A 19,025-nucleotide genomic window follows, 5' to 3' on the forward strand; every position below is an offset into this window, starting at 1 on the left:
GGACCCGCACTGGCGGCGGCCGAGGATCAGTCCTCGGCCGCCGCCAGTGCCAGTTCGCAGAACATCGCGTCGGCCCACGAGAACCACGGGCGCGAGAACTGCGTCGGGTCCTCGACGTCGAACGACTCGTGCATGTCGCCGGTCCCGCCGTCGGTCGCCACGAGCACGTCGAGCAGCTCCCGACGGCGCGCTGGCGACCCGGAAACCAGCCCATCGACCGCCAGGGCGATCGGCCACACCCGCTGCGGCAACGTGTGTGGGCTGCCGACACCGGCGGCCGCGGTGCCGCTGAACCAGTACGGGTTCGCCGGTGACAGCACGAAGTCCCGCGTCGCCGCCCACACCGAGTCGTCGAGCACCGACGGCGCCGACAACGGCAGGGACAGCAGCGACGGGGTGTTCGCGTCGTCCATGAGCAGCACGCCGCCCAGCCCGTCGACCTCGTAGGCGTAGACGTCCTCCCCCGCGGGCCCGGGCACGACGCCGTGCTGCCGGACGCCGTCCAGGATGCTCGCGCGCAGCACGTCGGCGTCGTCCGCCAGGCCGGTGTCGGACCAGACGTCCCGGGCGATGGCGGCGACGGCGAGCAGCGCCTCGGCGGCGAAGAGGTTCGCCGGAACGTTGTAGCCGTACGTGCAGGCGTCGTCCGACGGGCGGAACCCGCACCACGTCATGCCCGTCACCGCGACCGGGGTGCCACGGCCGTCGCGCATCAGGGTCTCGGTCGGGATCGCCCCGTCGCGCACGAACCGGTAGGCCGAGGCGTCGTGGTCCTGCTCGGCCCGCCACTGCGTCACGATCGTCCGGAACACCCGGTGCGCCCGTTCGTCGAGCACCGCGGTCGACCCGGTCGCCCGCCACAGCGCGTGCGCGAAGGTCACCGGGTAGGCCAGGCTGTCGACCTCGTACTTCTGCTCCCACACCAGCGGGTCGGCGTTGAGGTCGTCGGGGTCGTAGTGCGCGCCGTTCGGCTCGCGGTTGAACGAGTTCGCGTAGGGGTCGTGCTCGATCAGCCGGAACTGCCGCCGCACGACCGCCCAGAGCAGGTCCGCGAGCGCCGGGTCGTCCGCCACGAACCGCAGGTACGGCGTCATCTGCGTCGTCGAGTCGCGGAGCCACATCGCCGGGATGTCCCCCGTGATCACGAAGGCGCCGTCGTCGTCGAGCGAGATCGTGTCCCGCAGCGTGCGGACGAGCGCGCGCTCCACGCGGTCGCCGACCTCGGTGCCGACCGCGGCCCGGACCCGGTCGGCGGCCGCCACCAGCGTCGGCGTGATCTCCTCGAGCTGCGTCTGCGTCACGACACCCATCGCACTGACTCCTGTCCGTCGGTGACGCGGACGGTCCGCGTCGACCCGGGTGGATCGAGCACGTCGTCCGTCCAGCAGTCGAGTTCGAGCGGCCGTGCACCGAGCCGGAGACCAGCGTCCCACGTGCCGAGCGCATCGAGTCCGAGCGCGTACGCGGTGTCGACGGTCCCACCGGCGGGCACGTCGACCGTCACCAGGGCGAGCAGTCGTCGTCGCCGCGGACGGACACCGGGTTCACGCCGCCGCCCCCACAGGGGCACCGAGACCCGACGGGGTGCGTCCGACGTGTTGCGCACCGTCACCGGGACGGTCACCGTGCCCCCGGCCAGGAGGCGCACAGCAGTCACCGCGTCGCTCCCCTCCGCCAGGCGGACGTCCACCCCGCCACCCGGCCCGGGTGCACCGGTCACGGTCGAGCGGCTGGTCGCGTCGACGTAGCCGCGCGCCGTCTCGAGGCGTTCGTCGTGCGCCACGGGCAGGACGCCGTCGGCGCCGGGCCACGTCGCGGGGAGTCGCCCCTCGGCCGGGGCGCCGAACAGCACGTCCGCGACGGCTCGACCGCCGGAGGGCCCCGGGAACGGCACGACGAGCACGCTGTCGGCCAGGGCGAGCACCTCGGTCAGGACCCGTGGTCGACCGTCGACGACGACCGCGACGACCGGCAGACCGCTCTCGCGGGCGGCGCGGAGCACGTCGAGCTGCGCGTCGGGCACGGCGATCGAGGCCAGGTCGACCCCCTCGCCGTTCGTGGTGTCCGGTGCCGGACCGCTGACGGCGCCGTTGTCCTCGAAGCCGTCGTCGTACGCGCGACGACTCGAGCCGCCGAGCACCACCACCGCCACGTCGGCGCCGAGGAGCGCCGTGCGGACCGCGAGGAGCCCGTCGGGGCCCGGCAGGGGCTGTCGGAGCCCGCTGCCCCGGGCGGTGCGGATCCGGGCGGGGCCGAGCCGGGCCTCCAGGGCGGAGCGGACGGTGGACGCACCGGGGTCGACGGGCGGCCGCGGGGGTGAGTAGTCGCCGAGCAGGGCGTCGACGTCGTCGGCGTTCGGGCCGACCACGGCGACGACGGCGTCGGGTGCGATCGCGGGCAGTGCTCCGCCCAGGGCGACCACGGCGCGGTGAGCGGCGCGTTCAGCGAGCGCGATGGTCGCGCGTTCCGGTGGCTCGGCGTTCTCGGCTGGGCCGGGTGCTGGTGCAGGTGCAGGTGTCGCTGGTGGTGCTGGTGTCGGTGTCGCGAGCAGGCCGACGCGGCGCTTCAGGGCGAGCACGCGGTCCACCGCCTGGTCGAGGTCGTCGGTGCTGATCAGGCCCCGGTCCAGTGCCTCGTCGAGGTGCGTGTAGGACTCGTCCCACAGGCTCAGGTCGACCCCGGCACGGAGCGCGAGCGCAGCCGCCGAGGCCGGGTCGGGGGCGACGTCGCGCAGCCGGTCGATGGCGGTGCCGTCGGCCATCACGAGCCCGTCCCAGCCCCACGTGTCGCGGATCGTGGTGGTGAGCAGGTCGCGGTTGCCGCAGCACGGCACCCCGTCGACGTCGTTGTACGCCGCCATGAACCCGGCGACGTGTTCGCGTGCCGCGGCGAGCGCCGGCGGCAGGTGCACCTCGGCGAGCTCGCGGCGGCCGATCGGAGCACCGGAGCCGTTCCGCCCGCCGATGCCGGCGCCCTGCCCGGCCAGGTGCTTCGCGACGACCGCGACGTGCCGGTCGTCGATCGGGCCCGGACCGCCGCCCTGCATGCCCCGGACGGTGGCGGCGACCATGATCGTGACGAGCGCGGCGTCCTCCGACCAGCACTCCTCGCTCCGACCCCATCGGGGATCGCGCAGGACGTCGAGCCCGGAGACGAGGGCGACGTGGGTGCCGCGGGCGCGGACCTCGGCGGCGACCGCGGCCGCGAGGTCCTCGACGAGCTGCTCGTCCATCGCGGCGCCGAGGGCGAGGTTCACGGGCACCGTCGTGCCGCCGAGGGCCTGCAGCCCGTGCGGGACCTCTTCCACGAAGAGCGTCGGGACGCCGCCGTCACTGTGCGCGACGACGTGGTCCTGCACGGCGGCGTAGGCCTCGGCGGAGCGTTCGGGCGGGATGCCGTTGCCCCAGTGCACACCGGACCAGGGGTCGGCGCGGAGCACTCCGTAGACCGCGCCGATCCCGCCCCACCGGTCGACCTCGGCGCGCAGGACGTCGGTGATCCGAGGGCGGCCGTCGACCCAGCGGACGGCCTCCCAGCCCTTGAGGCGCTGGTTGAGCTGGCCGATGCGGGCGCGGACGTCGAGGCTCGTCGCGGTCGGGTGCTCGGTCGGGCGCGCGGTCGGGTGCTCGGTCGGGCGCGCGGTCGGGTGCTCGGTCATCCCTTGATCGCTCCGGAGACCAGGGCGCGCTGCATCTGGCGCTGCAGGATCGAGTACACGAGGTACACCGGCAGCAGCGTGAACAGCGTGCCGGCCATGAGCATCCCGTAGTCGGTGCCGGCATCGACCTTCAGCGTCGGGAGCGCCACCTGGATCGTCCGCTGCGCGGTGTCCGGACCGATGAGCACCAGGGCGTACAGGTACTCGTTCCAGAACGACAGGAAGTTCAGCAGCAGCACCGTGGCGATACCCGGGATGCAGATCGGCAGGTACACCTGGCGCATCACCTGCCACGCCGAGGCGCCGTCCATCGACGCAGCCTCCTCCAGCTCGCGCGGGATCGTCCGCATGAACTGCGTCAGGATCACGACGGCCAGGGGCATCGCGGTCGCCGGCAGCAGGAGCACGAGGAACGTCCGGGTGTGGAACAGCCCCATCCCGGCGGCGAGCAGGAACGTCGGGAACAGCGCCGCGAACGACGGGATGAGGAACCCGAGCGAGAAGAGTCCCTCGACGATCCGTCCGGCGCGGCCGGTGGCCCGGGCGAGGGCGAACGACGCCGGCAGCGCGAGGACGAGGGTCAGCACCAGGGCCGCCACCGTCGTGATCGCCGAGTTCGCGATGGCCGGTCCGAGCGAGGCCTGGCGGATCGCCTCGGTGAAGTTCGACAGGTCCCACGACGCGGGCAGCGCCAACGGGGACTCGAAGATGCCGTCGTTGTCCTTGAACGACGACACCACGAAGTAGTAGAAGGGCAGGATCAGCAGGGCGGCGTAGATCCACGCCACGGTGCCGCTCGTGATGGAACCGATCCGGTCACGCAGCCGGATGCCGGCGGTGGGTTTCGCCATGGTGGTCTCCCGGGGTCTGTCGGTCAGGGGCGGTCGGTCAGGGGTGTCACGGTCAGTGGGTCTTGCGCAGGACGCGGCGGATGACGAACATCCCGGCGAGTCCGAGCACGAACAGGACGACGCCGACGGCCTGGCTGTAGCCGAGGTCGGTGTCGACGAACGCCTTCTGGTACACGAGGTACGACAGCGTCGTGGTCGCGGTGCCCGGGCCGCCCTGGGTCAGCAGGAGCACGTTCTGCGCCGAGCTGAAGAGCATCGACAGGAACTGCAGCATCGCCACCACCCCGATGAAGTCGCGGGCGATCGGCCAGTACACACCCCACGCCAGCCGCCACGATCCGGCGCCGTCCATGCGGGCGGCCTGCACGACCTCGGTGTCGACGCCGTCGAGCCGGCTCGCGATGAGCACCGCCGAGTACCCGATGCCGGCCCACAGGTCGACGACGATGAGCGCGCCGAGGGCGGTCGCGGGGTCGGCCAGCCAGGCCTTGCCGCCGATGCCGAGCGTCGCGAGCACCCCGTTGACCAGGCCGTCGGGATTGAGCATCGCGTAGAACATCATCGCCGTGGCCGGTGCCGAGATGAGCGCCGGGATGAAGAGCAGGTAGCGGAGCACCTTGTGCCCGCGCGGCTTCTGCACGACGTGGAAGGCGAGCAGGAACGCCAGCACGATCATGATCGGCAGCCCCACCACGATCTGCACCGTGCTGTTCCGGACCGCGGCCCAGAACGTCTCGTCGGAGAACAGCACCCGGAAGTTGTCGAGCCCCGCGAACGTCGGTGAGACGAGCATGCCGGGCCAGCTCAGGAAGGCGATCACGATCATCGCGACGACCGGCCCGATCATGAACAGGCCGTACCAGACCAGCGCCGGGATCGCGAAGGTCGGGAAGCTGCCGCGGGTGCTGCCGACGGCGCGGGATCCGCGGCGGACAGGTCCGGGCGGGGTCGACGCCGACCGGACGGGTGGTTCCTCGACGAGCACTGCCATGGGGAGCTCCTTCTCGCAGGGTCGGGTGGGTCAGGCGGCCGTGTAGGCGCGCTCGAAGAGGTCGATGATGCGGTCGGCCGAGGTGCCCGAGCCGTACGCCAGGCTGGTCGCACGGATCATCGGCTCGTACGCCGAGTCGGGCACGAGCAGGTCGGGCAGCATCACCGGGGTGACCTGGTCGTCGGTGAGCTTCGACGCCTGGGCGACGAGCGGGAAGTCGCGGCTGACGGTGTCGGTGATCCGGCTCATGTCGCGGCCGGAGTCGAGGACGAACTCGGTCGTCACCGCCGACGAGTACAGGTACTGCACGAACGGCTTGATGAGGTCGAGCTTCGCCCGGCCGTTCTCGCTGATCCAGATGCCGTGCCCGTTGTAGCTCTTGATGACGCTCGGGTGCGCGATGGCCGCGTGCTGTGAGGGGACCGGCCAGCCGCCCACCGTGACCTCCTTCGCGCGTTCCTTCGACACCAGCGCCAGGGCGGAGGACATCGCGGGGACGATCGCGGCCTTGCGCGTGGTGAACTGCGTCAGTTCAGAGTCCGAGGTGAACCCTTGCACCGAGTCCACGAAGACCCCGGCGTCGCGGAGCTCGACGAAGTGCTCGACGCCGCGGACCGCACCGGCGCTCTCCGAGATCCTGCCCGTGGAGAAGACCTTCGCCGCTTCGTCCTGGGACACGAACCCCTGGATCACCTGCATGAGGAGCTTCTGCCCGCTCCAGTCCGACCCGCCGACGGTGACCGGCCCGATGCCGGCGGAGCGCAGGCGGTCGGCTGCGGCGATGAGCGCGTCCGAGGTCGTCGGGATCTCGCTGACACCGGCCTGTTCGAGCAGCGCCGTGTTGAACGACACCGGCCAGTTCGTCCGGGTGAACGGGAACGCCCGGAGCCGGCCCTGGTCGTCGGTCCACTCCTCGAGCGCCTCGGGGATGATCTTGTCGCGCAGGTCCCACTCGTCGAGGAACCGGGAGACGTCGATCGTGGCGTCCTCACCCGTCCAGGACAACGTCCGCCCGACCATGTTCACGATCGCGACGTCGGCTTCCTTGCCGGCGAGGGAACTCGTCTCGAAGACGATCGGCAGGTCGGACCCGTTCGACAGCAGGGCGACCTTGCGGTCCGTGCGGCGGCGGTAGGCGGCGACGACGTCCGTGAACGTCTGCGCACCCGCGACCGCGCCGCTGAGCTGGGTGTGCACGCTCAGCGTGCCGGGGCCGCTCGAGGCCGGGGTGAGCGCGCTGCACCCGGCCAGGATCGGCGCGAGGATGCCGGCGCCGAGCCCGGCCCCGATGAGGGTGCGCCTACTGATGCCGTCCGTCACGGTGCCTCCCTGGCAGTGGATGGTGGAGCGATCGCGATGCATTTGGTACAGCGGTGTACTTCAGGTGACGAGCAACGTATACCGCTTTACACGAGGTGGTCAAGCCTCTACGCTCGACGGCATGAGCGACACCACCGCCGGAGCCGTCGACCGACGCCGCGTGACCATCGCGCAGGTCGCCAAGCGCGCCGGCGTCTCGACCTCGGCGGTCTCGCACGTGTTCAACGGGCGGCCGAACGTGTCCGCCGCCACCGCGGCCCGGATCCGCAAGGCCGCCGACGACCTGAACTGGCGGCCGAACCTGGCGAGCCGCAAGCTCTCCGGCAACGCGGGTCGCAGCCTGGGACTGGTCCTCGCCCGCTCACGCGACACCTTCCAGCGCGACCCGTTCACGATGCGGCTGATCGCCGGGCTGACCGAACCCCTCGCCGCGATCGGGTGGTCGCTGTCCGTCACCCTCGTGCAGGCCGACGACGAAGCCGCCGTCTACCGGCAGTGGTGGACCGAGCAGCGGGTCGACGGCTTCCTGCTCGTCGACGTCCGCACCGACGACCCCCGCATCCCGATGCTGCAGCACCTGGCAGCCCCGGCCGTCATGCTCGGCGCACCGATCGCCGGCAGCACCGTCCCGGCGGTCACGGTGGGCGACGCCGACGCGACCGAGTCCCTGCTGGACCACCTCGGTTCGCTCGGGCACCGCCGGATCGCCCGCGTCGGGGACGGCCCGGCGCTCGCGCACACCGGCGCCCGCGACGCCCGCTTCACCGCCGCAGCCGCGCGCCGGGGCGTGGACGCGCTCGTGCTCGGGTGGCGAGCCGACGCCGAGGACCCGGTGGCCGACCTGCTCGCCCGACTGGACCGCGCCACGGCGATCGTCCTGGACGGCGAGGCGATCGCGGCCGAGGTGATCGCGCACGCCCCCGAGCTCGGTGTCCGCGTGCCCGAGGACCTGTCCGTCGTCGCGTGGGAGGACTCGTGGGTCTCGTCGATCGTGCGTCCGTCGCTGACCGCCCTCGACGCCCCCGTCGAGGAGTCCGCCCGCACCGCCGTCGCCCTGGTCGAACGACTCGTCCGGGGCGACGAGGTCACCGATGCCGAGGTCGGCGGGCGGGCCCTGCACGTCCGCGGCTCGACCGGCCCCGCCCCAGCCGCCGCCACCGTTCCCTGATCGAAGGAGACCGATGACCACCGCCACGCGCTTCGGCGTGAACTACGTGCCCTCGACCGACTGGATGTTCCAGTGGCAGTCGGTGGAGGAATCAGCGATCCGCCGCGACCTCGAGGCGATCGCCACCCTCGGCCTCGACCACGTCCGGCTGTTCCCGCTGTGGCCGACCCTGCAGCCGAACCGCACGCTCATCCGCCGACGCGCCCTCGACGACGTGGCCCTGGTGGTCGACATCGCCGCCGAGTTCGGGCTGGACGCCAGCGTCGACGTCGTCCAGGGGCACATGTCCGGCTTCGACTTCGTCCCCGCGTGGCTCGTGAACTGGCACGACGGCAACATGTTCACCGACCAGCCGGCGATCGACGCGCAGGCTGCCCTGGTCGCCGCCGTGTACGACGCGGTGCGCGACCGCCCGAACTTCACCGGGCTGACCCTGGGCAACGAGCTCAACCAGTTCCAGCCCCCGAACCCCGCCGCGATGCCCGCCGACACCGCGCAGGTGACGCACTGGCTCGAGTCCCTGCTCGGCGCACCCCGCGACAAGGACCCGCGGCACGTCGTCACGCACTCCGAGAACGACCACCTCTGGTACCGCGACGGCCACCCGTTCGTGCCGGCGCACGCCAGCCGGCTCGGAGACGTCACGACCGTGCACTCCTGGATCTTCAACGGGGTGGCCGGTCGGTACGGCGCACTCTCCGACGAGTCCGTCCGGCACGCCGAGTGGATGATCGAGCTCGCTCGCGCCTTCGCCACCGACCTCGAGCGGCCCGTCTGGCTGCAGGAGGTCGGGGCGCCCGACCGGCACCTCGCCGAGTCCGAGATGCCCGAGTTCCTCGAGCGCACGGTCGCCGCGGCCCTCACGACCGAGCGCCTGCACGCGGTCACGTGGTGGTGCTCCCACGACGTCTCCCGCGACCTGGGCGACTTCAAGGACCTGGAGTACTCGCTCGGTCTGCTCGACGTCGACAACCGCGTGAAGCCGCTCGGCCGGCGCTACGCCGAGGTCGTCGCCGACGCACGACGCTCCGCCCCGCTCCCGACCCCGCGGACGAGTGCCGTCGTGGTCGACGTCGACGAGGCCGACCTGCCGATCCGTCGGGCGGACCTGGCACCGGGCGGCACCGTCTTCGAGCGCTGGCACCGCCTGCGCGCCGCCGGCGAGGCAGTGGCCGTCGTGACGAGCCGGACCGCAGCCGAGCCCGCGGCGCTGGCGGCACGCGGTGTGACCCGGGTCGTGGAGACCGCAGCGGTCTGACGGGGCCGAGCCGGGCCTCCTGGCCGTGGACCGGGATCGTCACCGAGCCCGCGATCCGGGCGTACCGTGACTGCCGATCCACACAGGAAGCCGCTCCTGAGCAACCGAGCACTTGCGGCAGATGTAACTTTGCAGGCAGCGCAAAAATCGTTTCGCCAGCGCATCGGTACCGGGAGACCCTGCTCATGACCCAGACGGCGACCGCACCCGCGGCCCCCACCACGGCGTCCAACGTCGTGATGAACCACCGACAGATCCTGTTGGTGATCTACGGCCTGATGGCCGGGATGTTCCTCGGCGCCCTCGACCAGACGATCGTCGGCACCGCGATCCGCACGATCGGTGACGACCTGCACGGCCTCGACCAGCAGGCCTGGGTCACCACCGGGTACCTGATCGCCTCGACCGTGACGACGCCGATCTACGGCAAGCTCTCCGACATCTTCGGTCGGCGGCCGCTGTTCATCACGGCGATCGGCATCTTCATCGTCGGGTCGTTCCTCGCGTCGTTCTCGACCTCGATGCTCATGCTCGCCGGGTTCCGTGCGCTGCAGGGTCTCGGTGCCGGTGGCCTGATGTCCCTGCCGCTGGCGATCATGGGCGACATGCTCGCCCCCCGCGAGCGGGCGAAGTACCAGGGCTACTTCCTGGCGGTCTTCGGCATCTCGTCGGTGATCGGTCCGCTCGTCGGTGGCGTCTTCGCCGGCGCGAGCGAGCTGCTGTTCATCTCCGGCTGGCGCTGGGTGTTCCTGATCAACGTGCCGATCGGCGTCATCGCGCTGTTCATGGTGCTGACGTTCCTGCACCTGCCGAAGTTCGGCGACCGCGGCAAGCCCCGGATCGACTGGTGGGGTGCGACGCTCGTCATCGTCACCCTCGTGCCGTTGCTGCTCATCGCCGAGCAGGGTCGCGAGTGGGGCTGGAGCTCCCCCGGCGCCTTCGCCTGCTACGGCATCGGTGCAGCCGGCCTGATCGCGTTCATCATCGTCGAACGGGCGATGGGCAGCGACGCGATCCTGCCGATGAAGCTGTTCGGCTCGCGGGTGTTCTCGATGTCCGCGATCCTGTCCGTGCTCGTCGGCTTCGGCATGTTCGGCGCGATGCTGACCATCCCGCTGTACCTGCAGATCGTGAAGGGCGTCACCCCGACCGAGTCCGGGTTCGCGATGCTCCCGATGGTGCTCGGCCTGATGATCTCGTCGATCGCCTCGGGACAGATCATCTCGCGGACCGGCAACTACCAGGTCTTCCCGATCACGGGCACGGCGTTCACGGCCATCGGCTTCACGATCCTGACGTTCCTGACCGCCGACCGCCCCCTCTGGTTCCTGATGCTCGGCATGTTCGGCATCGGCCTCGGGCTCGGGCAGCTCATGCAGACGCTGACCCTCGCGGCGCAGAACTCGGTGTCCCCGCGGGACATCGGCGTCGCCACCAGCGCCGCGACGTTCTTCCGGCAGATCGGCGGCACCATGGGCACCGCCGTGCTGCTGTCCGTCCTGTTCACCCTGATGCCGACGAACATCACCGCGGCGATGCAGAACGAGACCGACCTGAAGAGCGCCCTCAACGCCGCGCTCACGCCCTCGGTCGCGAACGCCTCCGAGAACAAGGGCGTGATGGACCAGATCTGGACGAAGATCGTCGATCCCGTGCAGAAGAACGTGCAGGACGGCCTGAACAACGGCGCCGTACAGGCGAAGGAAGCCGCCGACGCTGCCGTCACGAAGCAGGTCACGGCCGCCGTGCAGCAGCAGGTCGCGGCCGGCAAGCTCCCCGCCGCCGCAGCCGACACCGTCATCGCCCAGCAGGTCGACGACGCCAAGCCGGCCGCCGAGCAGCAGGCCCTCGAGACGGCTGCGGCCAAGGCGAACGCGACCGTCGTCGACGGCACGCTGCAGGTCGACTACTCGGACAAGGCACAGCGCGAGAACGTCGTCGACGAGGTCGCCCCGACGCTCATCAAGCAGCTGAAGAGCGGCGACTCGAGTGCGAGCTCGTCCGGTTCCGCGGCGACGAGCGACACCTCGTTCCTGAACGGCGCGGACAAGCGACTCACCCGTCCGTTCCTGGTCGGTTTCAGCGACTCGGCCGTCCGCGTGTACTACGTCGGCCTCGCGGTGATCCTGCTCGCGTTCGTGCTGACCTGGTTCTTCCGGGTGCCGCCGCTGCGCAAGACCTCGGCGCTGCAGGAGCAGGCGGACGCCGCACGGACCGCTGACGCTGACGCTGCGGCTGCCGGTGCGGGCGCGGGTGCTGCCGGCGCCGGATCGGGTTCGGCCGCGATCGCGTCGTCGGACCCGGTGCCGACCTCGCCCGACGTACCCGCCCAGCCCCGGTCAGCACGCGCAGTGGGATCCTCGGACGTGTCGGTGCTGCCGAACGACGTGCTACCGAACGACGTCGCCACGGACGGCACTCGCGCGCCCCTGCCCGACGCCACAACGCACGGCGCGCACTCGGCGGCAGCGCCCGTGGACGAACCCCCGACGACGACCGGTGCCATCCGGACCCGGGCTGCGCACGCTGCCCCGGTGGTGGACGCCGGAGCCCCTGCGACCGGGGCCGACGCGGCGGAGGCGAGTCGGGCCTCCCGCCCGGACGACGCCGACGACGCGCACCCGCACGGGCGGCACTCGGCCGAGTAGGCGCTGGCGCAGGTCGGCCCTGCCGACTCGGAACGACGAGGTCGACGTCGCACGACGTCGACCTTGTCGTCTCTGCGCGCGTGCAACTGTTGCGGGCGCGCGGTTGCGTCGTCCTCGATGTCGTACGACGTCGAGGATGTCGCACTGCGCGCGCACACTCGGTGCATGTGCATGTTCCGACGAACCACGCGTCGATCACCTCGTGGATCGTCGCAGCATGCACCCGCATCGTGTGCGTGCGCATGTTCCGACAGGACACGCGTCGATCACCTCGTGGAACGTCGCACGATGCACCCGAATGTACCCACGCGCGGCCGCGCACCCGCACTCGCACCGCCGCCCGTCAGCCCGCCGGCACCTCGCCCGCGCGGCCACCCGGCCCCGCACCCGCCACCTCGAACGAGGCCGCCGGCAACCGCTTCCGCATCACGTCGATCGCCGCCGGGTTGTCGTCCACCAGCACGTACCGCCGCCCGAGCGCCGAGGCCACCGCGCCGGTCGTCCCGCTGCCGGCGAAGAAGTCGAGCACCCAGTCGCCCTCCCGCGACGAAGCCTGCACGATCCGCCGCAGCACTCCCTCGGGCTTCTGCGTCGGGTAGCCGGTCTTCTCCTTGCCGGTCGGCGACACGATCGTGTGCCACCAGACGTCGGTGGGGAGCTTGCCGCGCTCGCGCTTCTCGGGCGTGACGAGCCCCGGCGCCATGTACGCCTCGCGGTCGACCGCCGACGAGTCGAACCAGTACTGTGACGGGTCCTTCACGTAGACCAGGATCGTGTCGTGCTTGGTCGGCCACCGCGACTTGGACTTGGCGCCGTAGTCGTAGGCCCAGACGATCTCGTTCAGGAACGACTCGCGGCCGAACAGCGCGTCGAGCAGGACCTTCGCGTAGTGCGACTCGCGGTAGTCGAGGTGCAGGTACAGGGTGCCGTCGGTGGTGAGGAGTCGCCAGGCCTCGATCAGTCGGGGCTCGAGGAACGTCCAGTAGTCCTCGAACCGGTCGTCGAACCGCATCAGGTCACCGCGGACCCGCTCGTAGGTCCGTCCGTGGAACCCCATCACCGGCCCGTCGGCGCTCGGCACCGCGGACGAAGCATGCCGCCGCTGGTACCGCCCCGTGTTGAACGGCGGGTCGAGGTACACGATGGTGAACGTCCCGTCGGCGAGCGCCGGGGTCACGTCGAGGGCGTCGCCGAGGACGACGCGGTCCGGGCCTCGGTCGTCTCCCGTGTGCACGGGACCATTGTGGCGCACGGACCGCAGCCAGCGGCGACGCACGGGTCCCCGCCCAGAAGGCCCAGCCAGCGCAGCCAGCGGCGACTCGGCCTCGCGGCGTAGCCTCGGCGCATGGCAGCACCCGAGGTCCGCAACGACACCGACAAGCAGCAGTACTCCCTGGTCGAGGACGGCGAGGTCATCGGCTTCGCGGCGTACGAGGTCGACGGCGACGAGATCCGCTTCGTGCACACCGAGGTCGACCCGTCGCACCGCGGTGGCGGGCACGCGTCGATCCTCGTGCAGCACGCGCTCGACGACGTGCGCGACGGCAGCCTCCGGGTCGTGCCGCAGTGCAGCTACGTCCGCGCGTGGATCGAGCGGCACCCGGACTACCAGGAACTCACGACGCGCTAACGCGAGCGGCGAGCGGCGAGCGGCGAGCGACCGCCGGCGGTTCAGTACGACCGGTCGTGCGTCCCGACGCGCGCTTCGTGCCGACCGGCGCTCCGCACCGTCGGCACCTTGATGAGCACGCTGCCGCTGAGCAGGTCGTGGTCGTCGTCCGCCGGTGACGGTGCCTCCTTCGGGAGGCGCGACTGCCGTTCGTACTCGGCTTGCGTCTCGTGGCGGGTCGGCGCGAACACCTCGTCCAGCATCCCGCCGATTCCTCCGGATCCGCCGCTGCGTGTGGACTTGTTCGACAGGTCGATCCACCCCACGCGATCGGCGATCCACACCACGACGGCCACGGCGGCCACCGCCCCCAGGAAGATCAACCAGTTCACGCGAGCGACGCTACGTGGACGATCCGGCCACGACATCAGCCGCGCGGGGGATTCTCATGATCCGCACGTGTGGTTCATGGAGTCGGTCGTCACACTGGTCGAGCGGCGGCCGGAGCGTCCCCCCTCTGCTCCGGCCGCCCACCATCCGACCCACCAGCGGACACCGGGCCGTGCCAGGATGGCGACGTGTTCGACGACGCAGACCGGGACCTCATGCGGGCCTTCGCCCGCTACATCGACCACGCGAACGAACTCGCGCAGTCCGAGCAGAAGGCGGTCCTGACGCCGATCGGCGAGCGCGTCCGCGATCACCTCGGCGTCGACCCGCAGTCCGTCCCGGTGGTGACCGAAGAACTGCCCGACCACCGGCTGGTCGACGCGGACATCGCCCTCGAGGAGCTCGCGGGTGATGCGCCCGGCGCGCTGATCGGCATCGCAGGCGACGACTCCCGCTTCCACAGCTCGGTCAGCGAGTTCATCGCCAACCCGCACATGCGCTGGGCCCCCGGCCCTGTGAGCTACGCCGACCGGGCCACCGGTCCGGACGCGACACGTCGAGTGGTGTCCTTCGGGCTCCGGCTGCTGACGTTCGACGGCTCCCCGATCGCTGTCGTCCAGCGCTCGGCCAAGCCCGAGTACGGCCGGTCGAGCGCCACCCTCGAGCTCCTCGGCACCGACCAGGACGCGGCGGCTGCGTTCCTGCAGCGGCTGCGGGCGCTCATGATCGAGCGGAGTGTGCTCCGTGGCCAGGTGCTGTCGTTCGTCCGATCCGAGTACGGCTCCGATGCCGGTGCGACCTTCCTCCGCAGGCCCGACATCGCGGCGGACGACGTCGTGCTCGCGGACGGTGTGCTGGACGAGGTCGTCGACCACGTCGTGGGGATCGGAGAGCAGCGTGACGCCCTGCTGGCCGCGGGTCAGCACCTCAAGCGCGGAGTCCTGCTCTACGGGCCGCCCGGCACCGGCAAGACGCTGACCATCCGGCACCTGTTGACGCGGACTCCCGACGTGACGGCGATCCTGCTCACCGGGTCGAGCATCGCCGCGATCGGCTCGGCAGCCGAGATCGCTCGGACCTTCCAGCCGTCGATCGTCGTGCTCGAGGACATCGACCTCGTCGCGATGGAGCGGCACTCGTCACCGCAGCCGCTCTTGTTCGAAGTGCTCGATGCCCTGGACGGCCTCGACGGCGACGCCGACGTGGCGTTCGTGATGACGACGAACCGGGTGTCCGTCCTCGAGCGCGCCCTGGCAGACCGACCGGGCCGGGTCGACCTGGCGGTCGAGGTGCCGCTCCCCGCGCTGCCCGAGCGGGTGCGCTTGTTCCGTCGCTACGCCGGGTCGCTGCCGTTCTCCGACGACGCCCTTGCCGAGGCAGCCGAGCGCGCTGATGGCACGACGGGGTCGTTCGCGAAGGAGCTCATGCGGCGGAGCGTCCTCGGGGCGGCACTGCGTGGTGCGCAGCCGGCGGACGAGGACCTCCGTGCGGCGCTCGACTCCCTGCTGACCGAGCGGAGCGCGTTGACGCGGAAGCTGCTCGGCACACGCACCGGCGACGGTGCTGACGACGATGAGCCGGACGACGATGACGATGACGACGGCGAAGCCTTCGCCGCTGGCGAGGTGGGTTGGGTGGCCGTCGCTCCGCTGTCCCGCACCACGTTCCGTCCGGACGGGAGCATCGGAACGCTTGCGACCGGCATCCAGTACGTGGACGAGGAAGAGGACGAGGACGAGGACGAGGACGAGGACGACGGCGGTACGCCGAGGCCCTAGGTCGAGCAGTGCCCACTCACGGGCTGCGCCCGCTCACGGGCAGTGCCCAATCACGGGCAGTGCCCGCTCAGGGCACGCGCTCGAGCCACTCCTTCGTCGCGAACTTCGTGCGCACGAGCTCCTGCGCCTTCTCGCGCTCGGCATCGGTCACCGCGCCGGGAGTCGCCCCGTACAGCTTGGTGAACGTGCCGATCAGCCGGTCGATGACCTCGGCGCGGGACAGCCCGGTCTGCGAGCGCAGCGGGTCCACCCGCTTCGCGGCCGACGTCGTCCCCTTGTCGCTCATCTTCTCGCGCCCGATCCGCAGGACCTGGACCATCTTCTCGCCGTCCATGTCGTAGCTCATGGTGGCGTGGTGGAGCAGGGATCCGGTGCCGAGGCGCTTCTGCGCAGCGCCGCCGATCTTGCCCTTGGCCGAGGTGATGTCGTTGAGCGGCTGGTAGTACGCGTCGATGCCGAGGGACTTCAGCGCCTCGATCACCCACTCGTCCAGGTAGGCGTAGGAGTCCGCGAACGTCATGCCCTGCACCAGGTCGGCGGGGACGTAGAGCGAGTACGAGATGATGGCGCCGGCGTCCATGAACATTGCGCCGCCGCCGGAGATCCGCCGCACCACCTGCACGCCGAACTTCTCGGCACCGGCCGGGTCGACCTCGTTCTTCAGCGACTGGAACGACCCGATGACGACGGCGGGCTGGTCCCACTCCCAGATGCGCAGGGTCGGACCACGGCGACCGGCGCCGACTTCTTCGGTCAGCACCTGGTCGAGTGCGAGGTGCTCGTTCGGGCTGATCGGGCCTTCGTGGATGATCTGCCAGTCGTAGTCCTGCCACGACGATGCACGGGACAGCGCGCGGCGGACGGCGACCCCGACGGACTCGGGTGTGAAGCCGAGCAGCACGGCGTCGGCCGGGAGCGCCGCACGGACGGCCGCGGCGATGCCGGCGGCATCGGTCGTCGCCGGCAGCCCGTTGACGGCCGTGTCGATGAGCGGCAGCGCGTCATCGGGTTCGAGGAAGAAGTCGCCGGCGAGCCGGAACTCCTGGATGTCCCCGTCCACCACGTCGAGGTCGACGACGACCAGCTTTCCACCTGGGACCTTGTACTCACCGTGCACGCGTCGAGCCTACGCCCGCCACCTGTCGGACTGGAGGCGCGGGTCGGCGCCGCCACGGGCCTCCCGTCCGCCAGCCGGTACCGTCTCAGGACGCGGCGCGCGCCGTCACCCGGTCCAGCCACGCGACCAGGTCGGCCACGACCTCGTCGCGGTTCGTCTCGTTGTAGACCTCGTGCCGCGCGCCCTCGTACACCCGGACCGTGACGTCGGACAGTCCTCCGCGCCGCCGGTAGGCCTGTGCCAGCCGCTCGACCGACCTTGGCCCACCGAGGGCGTCGTCGGACCCGACCTGCAGCAGCATGGGCAGGTCGTGCGGGATCCCCCGCCGCGGGACCCCGAGCAGCCGGAGTGTGTCGGGCAGCCCGAACAGGCCGATGACGTCGGCCTCGACGGCGAGCGGGTCGACGGACATCGCGTCGATGACCTTCCGGTCGCGGGTGAGCCACTCGAACTTGGTCGGACCGGAGCCCGCGTGCCGTGCGTTGAGGTCGCCGCTGTTCATCCAGCCGGGCAGCCGGTAGGCGGTGGCGGAGAGCACGACCCCGTCCCACGACTCCGAGGAGCTGTTCACGATCCGCTGCGCCATGAGCGAGCCCCACGAGTGCCCGAGCAGCACCAGTGGCACGCCGGGGGTGTCCGCACGGGCGACCTCCCCCATCTGCTCGACGGCGGCGATCGCGGCGCGCAGTCCGCCGGGGCCGAGGCGTCCGAGCTTGGCGTGGTCGCCGTCCCACTGGCCGAGGCCGGTGCGCCCGTGCCCGCGGTGGTCGTTCGCGTGCACGGTGTACCCGGCACGCACGAGGTCCTGCGCCAACGGCTCGTACCGCAGCCCGTGCTCGCCGACGCCGTGCGCGATCTGCACGATGCCCTTGGGGCGCGCCGCTCGCCAGGTCGAGTAGACGATCTCGACGCCGTGGGCGTCGGTGAACGAGGCGTCGCCTCGCGCTGCGGAGAAGGTGGGCACACCCGCAGTTTCGCAGACGCTGCCGTCCTCGCAGACAGGCGCCCCCACGAACCTGTTCATCCGGCGTTCACGCAGGGGCTTCGGGGCGGGCCTACCGTCCCCGGCATGGACGTCCTCGTCATCGTCGTGCTCGTGATCGTGGTGGCCCTCGTGTTCGACTTCACGAACGGGTTCCACGACACCGCCAACGCCATGGCCACGTCGGTCGCCACCGGGGCGCTCAAGCCCCGGACCGCCGTGCTCATCTCCGCCGTCCTCAACGTGGTCGGCGCGTTCCTCTCCACCGAGGTCGCCAAGACCGTCTCGCAGGGCATCATCCGCGAGGGCCAGGACGGCGTCCACATCTCGCCCACGATGATCTTCGCCGGGCTGGTCGGTGCGGTCCTCTGGAACCTCGCCACGTGGTACCTCGGGCTGCCCTCGTCATCGACGCACGCGCTGTTCGGCGGGCTGATCGGCGCCTCGATCATCGGCGCCGGGCTGAACTCGGTCGACTGGGCGACGGTGGTGTCGAAGGTCGTGCTGCCGGCGCTGCTCTCCCCGGTCATCGCCGGGGTCATCGCCCTGGTGGCCACCTACCTGGCGTACGTGCTCACGAAGAACGCCACGACGCACGGTGCGGCGACGGGCTTCCGGCACGGCCAGACCGTCTCGGCATCGCTGGTGTCGCTCGCGCACGGCACCAACGACGCGCAGAAGACGATGGGTGTCATCACGCTCACGCTCATCGCCGCGAACTACCAGGACAGCGGCACGGGCCCGGCGCTCTGGGTGATCCTGGCCTGCGGACTCGCGATCGGCCTCGGCACCTACACGGGCGGCTGGCGGATCATGCAGACCGTCGGCAAGAAGATCTCCGACGTGCAGTCGCCGCAGGGCTTCGCGGCTGAGACGAGTTCCGCCGCGACGATCCTCATCTCGTCGCACCTCGGCTTCGCCCTGTCGACGACGCACGTCACCAGCGGTTCGGTGATCGGGTCCGGGCTCGGCAAGAAGCTCGCCGACGTGCACTGGTCGGTCGTCGGCCGCATCGTCGTCGCGTGGGTGATCACGCTGCCGGCGGCCGCGGTGGTCGGCGGGTTGGCGACCTGGCTCGCCTCGACCTCGGCGGTCGGCCTCGTGCTGGTGGCGGTGCTCGCCCTGGCCGGTGGGCTGACCTTCACCGTCCTGGCCAAGCGCAAGCCGATCTCGCACGACGACGTCGCCGCCGGATCGACCGAACCCACCGACCAGGCCGAGCCGCAGCCGGCCGGCGCGCAGAACTGAGGGGAAC

Annotated in this window: 15 protein-coding genes; 6 read left to right on the forward strand and 9 right to left on the reverse strand. The window is 71.2% G+C overall.

Features of this window, described 5'->3' with window-relative positions:
• Window positions 1-26: 26 nt before the first annotated feature.
• The 5 genes from HQQ88_RS13340 to HQQ88_RS13360 are packed head-to-tail and all read right to left on the reverse strand — an operon-like array spanning window position 27 to window position 6,820.
• A complete protein-coding gene (locus HQQ88_RS13340; protein WP_173169702.1) occupies window positions 27-1,310 on the reverse strand; it encodes a glycoside hydrolase family 125 protein in 1,284 nt (427 codons plus the stop codon).
• Entirely contained in the window at window positions 1,298-3,658 is a 2,361-nt protein-coding gene (locus tag HQQ88_RS13345; protein WP_173169703.1) for a glycoside hydrolase family 3 N-terminal domain-containing protein, read from the reverse strand. Before HQQ88_RS13345 ends, HQQ88_RS13340 begins: the two co-directional genes overlap by 13 nt.
• Window positions 3,655-4,509, reverse strand: a complete 855-nt coding sequence (locus tag HQQ88_RS13350; protein WP_123293697.1) for a carbohydrate ABC transporter permease — start codon at window positions 4,507-4,509, stop codon at window positions 3,655-3,657. The genes HQQ88_RS13345 and HQQ88_RS13350 overlap by 4 nt, the downstream gene beginning before the upstream one ends.
• A 52-nt stretch (window positions 4,510-4,561) precedes the next feature.
• Window positions 4,562-5,500, reverse strand: coding sequence for a carbohydrate ABC transporter permease (locus tag HQQ88_RS13355; protein ID WP_123937565.1), 939 nt, complete (start codon window positions 5,498-5,500; stop codon window positions 4,562-4,564).
• A 30-nt stretch (window positions 5,501-5,530) separates the two neighbouring features.
• Window positions 5,531-6,820 carry an ABC transporter substrate-binding protein gene (locus HQQ88_RS13360; protein ID WP_173169704.1) on the reverse strand — a complete coding sequence of 430 codons (1,290 nt, stop codon included), beginning with the start codon at window positions 6,818-6,820 and terminating at the stop codon, window positions 5,531-5,533.
• 121 nt (window positions 6,821-6,941) lie between these two features.
• Here HQQ88_RS13360 and HQQ88_RS13365 point away from each other — a divergent pair, with 121 nt between their 5' ends.
• The 3 genes from HQQ88_RS13365 (at window position 6,942) to HQQ88_RS13375 (ending at window position 11,894) form a co-directional block, all read left to right on the forward strand.
• Window positions 6,942-7,988, forward strand: coding sequence for a LacI family DNA-binding transcriptional regulator (locus HQQ88_RS13365; RefSeq protein ID WP_173169705.1), 1,047 nt, complete (start codon window positions 6,942-6,944; stop codon window positions 7,986-7,988).
• Between the two features lie 13 nt (window positions 7,989-8,001).
• Window positions 8,002-9,246, forward strand: a complete 1,245-nt coding sequence (locus HQQ88_RS13370; RefSeq protein ID WP_173169706.1) for a glycosyl hydrolase — start codon at window positions 8,002-8,004, stop codon at window positions 9,244-9,246.
• Window positions 9,247-9,431: 185 nt separating this feature from the next.
• Window positions 9,432-11,894 carry an MDR family MFS transporter gene (locus HQQ88_RS13375; protein WP_173169707.1) on the forward strand — a complete coding sequence of 821 codons (2,463 nt, stop codon included), beginning with the start codon at window positions 9,432-9,434 and terminating at the stop codon, window positions 11,892-11,894.
• A gap of 343 nt (window positions 11,895-12,237) precedes the next feature.
• Here the strand turns inward: HQQ88_RS13375 and HQQ88_RS13380 are convergent, their stop codons facing one another.
• Window positions 12,238-13,128 (reverse strand): site-specific DNA-methyltransferase, encoded by an 891-nt coding sequence (locus tag HQQ88_RS13380; RefSeq protein ID WP_173169708.1) that lies wholly within the window; start codon window positions 13,126-13,128, stop codon window positions 12,238-12,240.
• Window positions 13,129-13,239: 111 nt separating this feature from the next.
• On the opposite strand from HQQ88_RS13380, the gene HQQ88_RS13385 reads away from it, so the two are divergent.
• Entirely contained in the window at window positions 13,240-13,524 is a 285-nt protein-coding gene (locus HQQ88_RS13385; protein WP_123293692.1) for a GNAT family N-acetyltransferase, read from the forward strand.
• A 41-nt stretch (window positions 13,525-13,565) separates the two neighbouring features.
• On the opposite strand, the gene HQQ88_RS13390 is transcribed toward HQQ88_RS13385, so the two are convergent.
• The gene (locus HQQ88_RS13390; protein WP_123340175.1) at window positions 13,566-13,895 is read right to left on the reverse strand and encodes a hypothetical protein; all 330 of its coding nucleotides are present in this window, start codon (window positions 13,893-13,895) and stop codon (window positions 13,566-13,568) included.
• A 186-nt stretch (window positions 13,896-14,081) separates the two neighbouring features.
• Here HQQ88_RS13390 and HQQ88_RS13395 point away from each other — a divergent pair, with 186 nt between their 5' ends.
• Window positions 14,082-15,671 carry an AAA family ATPase gene (locus HQQ88_RS13395; protein WP_173169709.1) on the forward strand — a complete coding sequence of 530 codons (1,590 nt, stop codon included), beginning with the start codon at window positions 14,082-14,084 and terminating at the stop codon, window positions 15,669-15,671.
• Between the two features lie 67 nt (window positions 15,672-15,738).
• On the opposite strand, the gene HQQ88_RS13400 is transcribed toward HQQ88_RS13395, so the two are convergent.
• Together HQQ88_RS13400 and HQQ88_RS13405 are read right to left on the reverse strand one after the other, a co-directional pair.
• The gene (locus HQQ88_RS13400; RefSeq protein ID WP_173169710.1) at window positions 15,739-16,788 is read right to left on the reverse strand and encodes a biotin/lipoate A/B protein ligase family protein; all 1,050 of its coding nucleotides are present in this window, start codon (window positions 16,786-16,788) and stop codon (window positions 15,739-15,741) included.
• Between the two features lie 85 nt (window positions 16,789-16,873).
• Window positions 16,874-17,752, reverse strand: coding sequence for an alpha/beta hydrolase (locus HQQ88_RS13405; protein WP_173169711.1), 879 nt, complete (start codon window positions 17,750-17,752; stop codon window positions 16,874-16,876).
• A gap of 105 nt (window positions 17,753-17,857) precedes the next feature.
• Here HQQ88_RS13405 and HQQ88_RS13410 point away from each other — a divergent pair, with 105 nt between their 5' ends.
• A complete protein-coding gene (locus HQQ88_RS13410; protein WP_173169712.1) occupies window positions 17,858-19,018 on the forward strand; it encodes an inorganic phosphate transporter in 1,161 nt (386 codons plus the stop codon).
• Window positions 19,019-19,025: the final 7 nt, after the last annotated feature.

The organism is Curtobacterium sp. VKM Ac-2861, assembly GCF_013204965.1.
In the GTDB taxonomy this organism is placed as follows: Bacteria; Actinomycetota; Actinomycetes; order Actinomycetales; family Microbacteriaceae; genus Curtobacterium.

Bases quoted from the DNA above. Each gene is read 5' to 3' on its own strand.
- HQQ88_RS13340 (WP_173169702.1), bottom strand. From the start codon at position 1,310: ATGGGTGTCGTGACGCAGACGCAGCTCGAGGAGATCACGCCGACGCTG.
- HQQ88_RS13345 (WP_173169703.1), bottom strand. From the start codon at position 3,658: ATGACCGAGCACCCGACCGCGCGCCCGACCGAGCACCCGACCGCGCGC.
- HQQ88_RS13350 (WP_123293697.1), bottom strand. From the start codon at position 4,509: ATGGCGAAACCCACCGCCGGCATCCGGCTGCGTGACCGGATCGGTTCC.
- HQQ88_RS13355 (WP_123937565.1), bottom strand. From the start codon at position 5,500: ATGGCAGTGCTCGTCGAGGAACCACCCGTCCGGTCGGCGTCGACCCCG.
- HQQ88_RS13365 (WP_173169705.1), top strand. From the start codon at position 6,942: ATGAGCGACACCACCGCCGGAGCCGTCGACCGACGCCGCGTGACCATC.
- HQQ88_RS13370 (WP_173169706.1), top strand. From the start codon at position 8,002: ATGACCACCGCCACGCGCTTCGGCGTGAACTACGTGCCCTCGACCGAC.
- HQQ88_RS13375 (WP_173169707.1), top strand. From the start codon at position 9,432: ATGACCCAGACGGCGACCGCACCCGCGGCCCCCACCACGGCGTCCAAC.
- HQQ88_RS13385 (WP_123293692.1), top strand. From the start codon at position 13,240: ATGGCAGCACCCGAGGTCCGCAACGACACCGACAAGCAGCAGTACTCC.
- HQQ88_RS13410 (WP_173169712.1), top strand. From the start codon at position 17,858: ATGGACGTCCTCGTCATCGTCGTGCTCGTGATCGTGGTGGCCCTCGTG.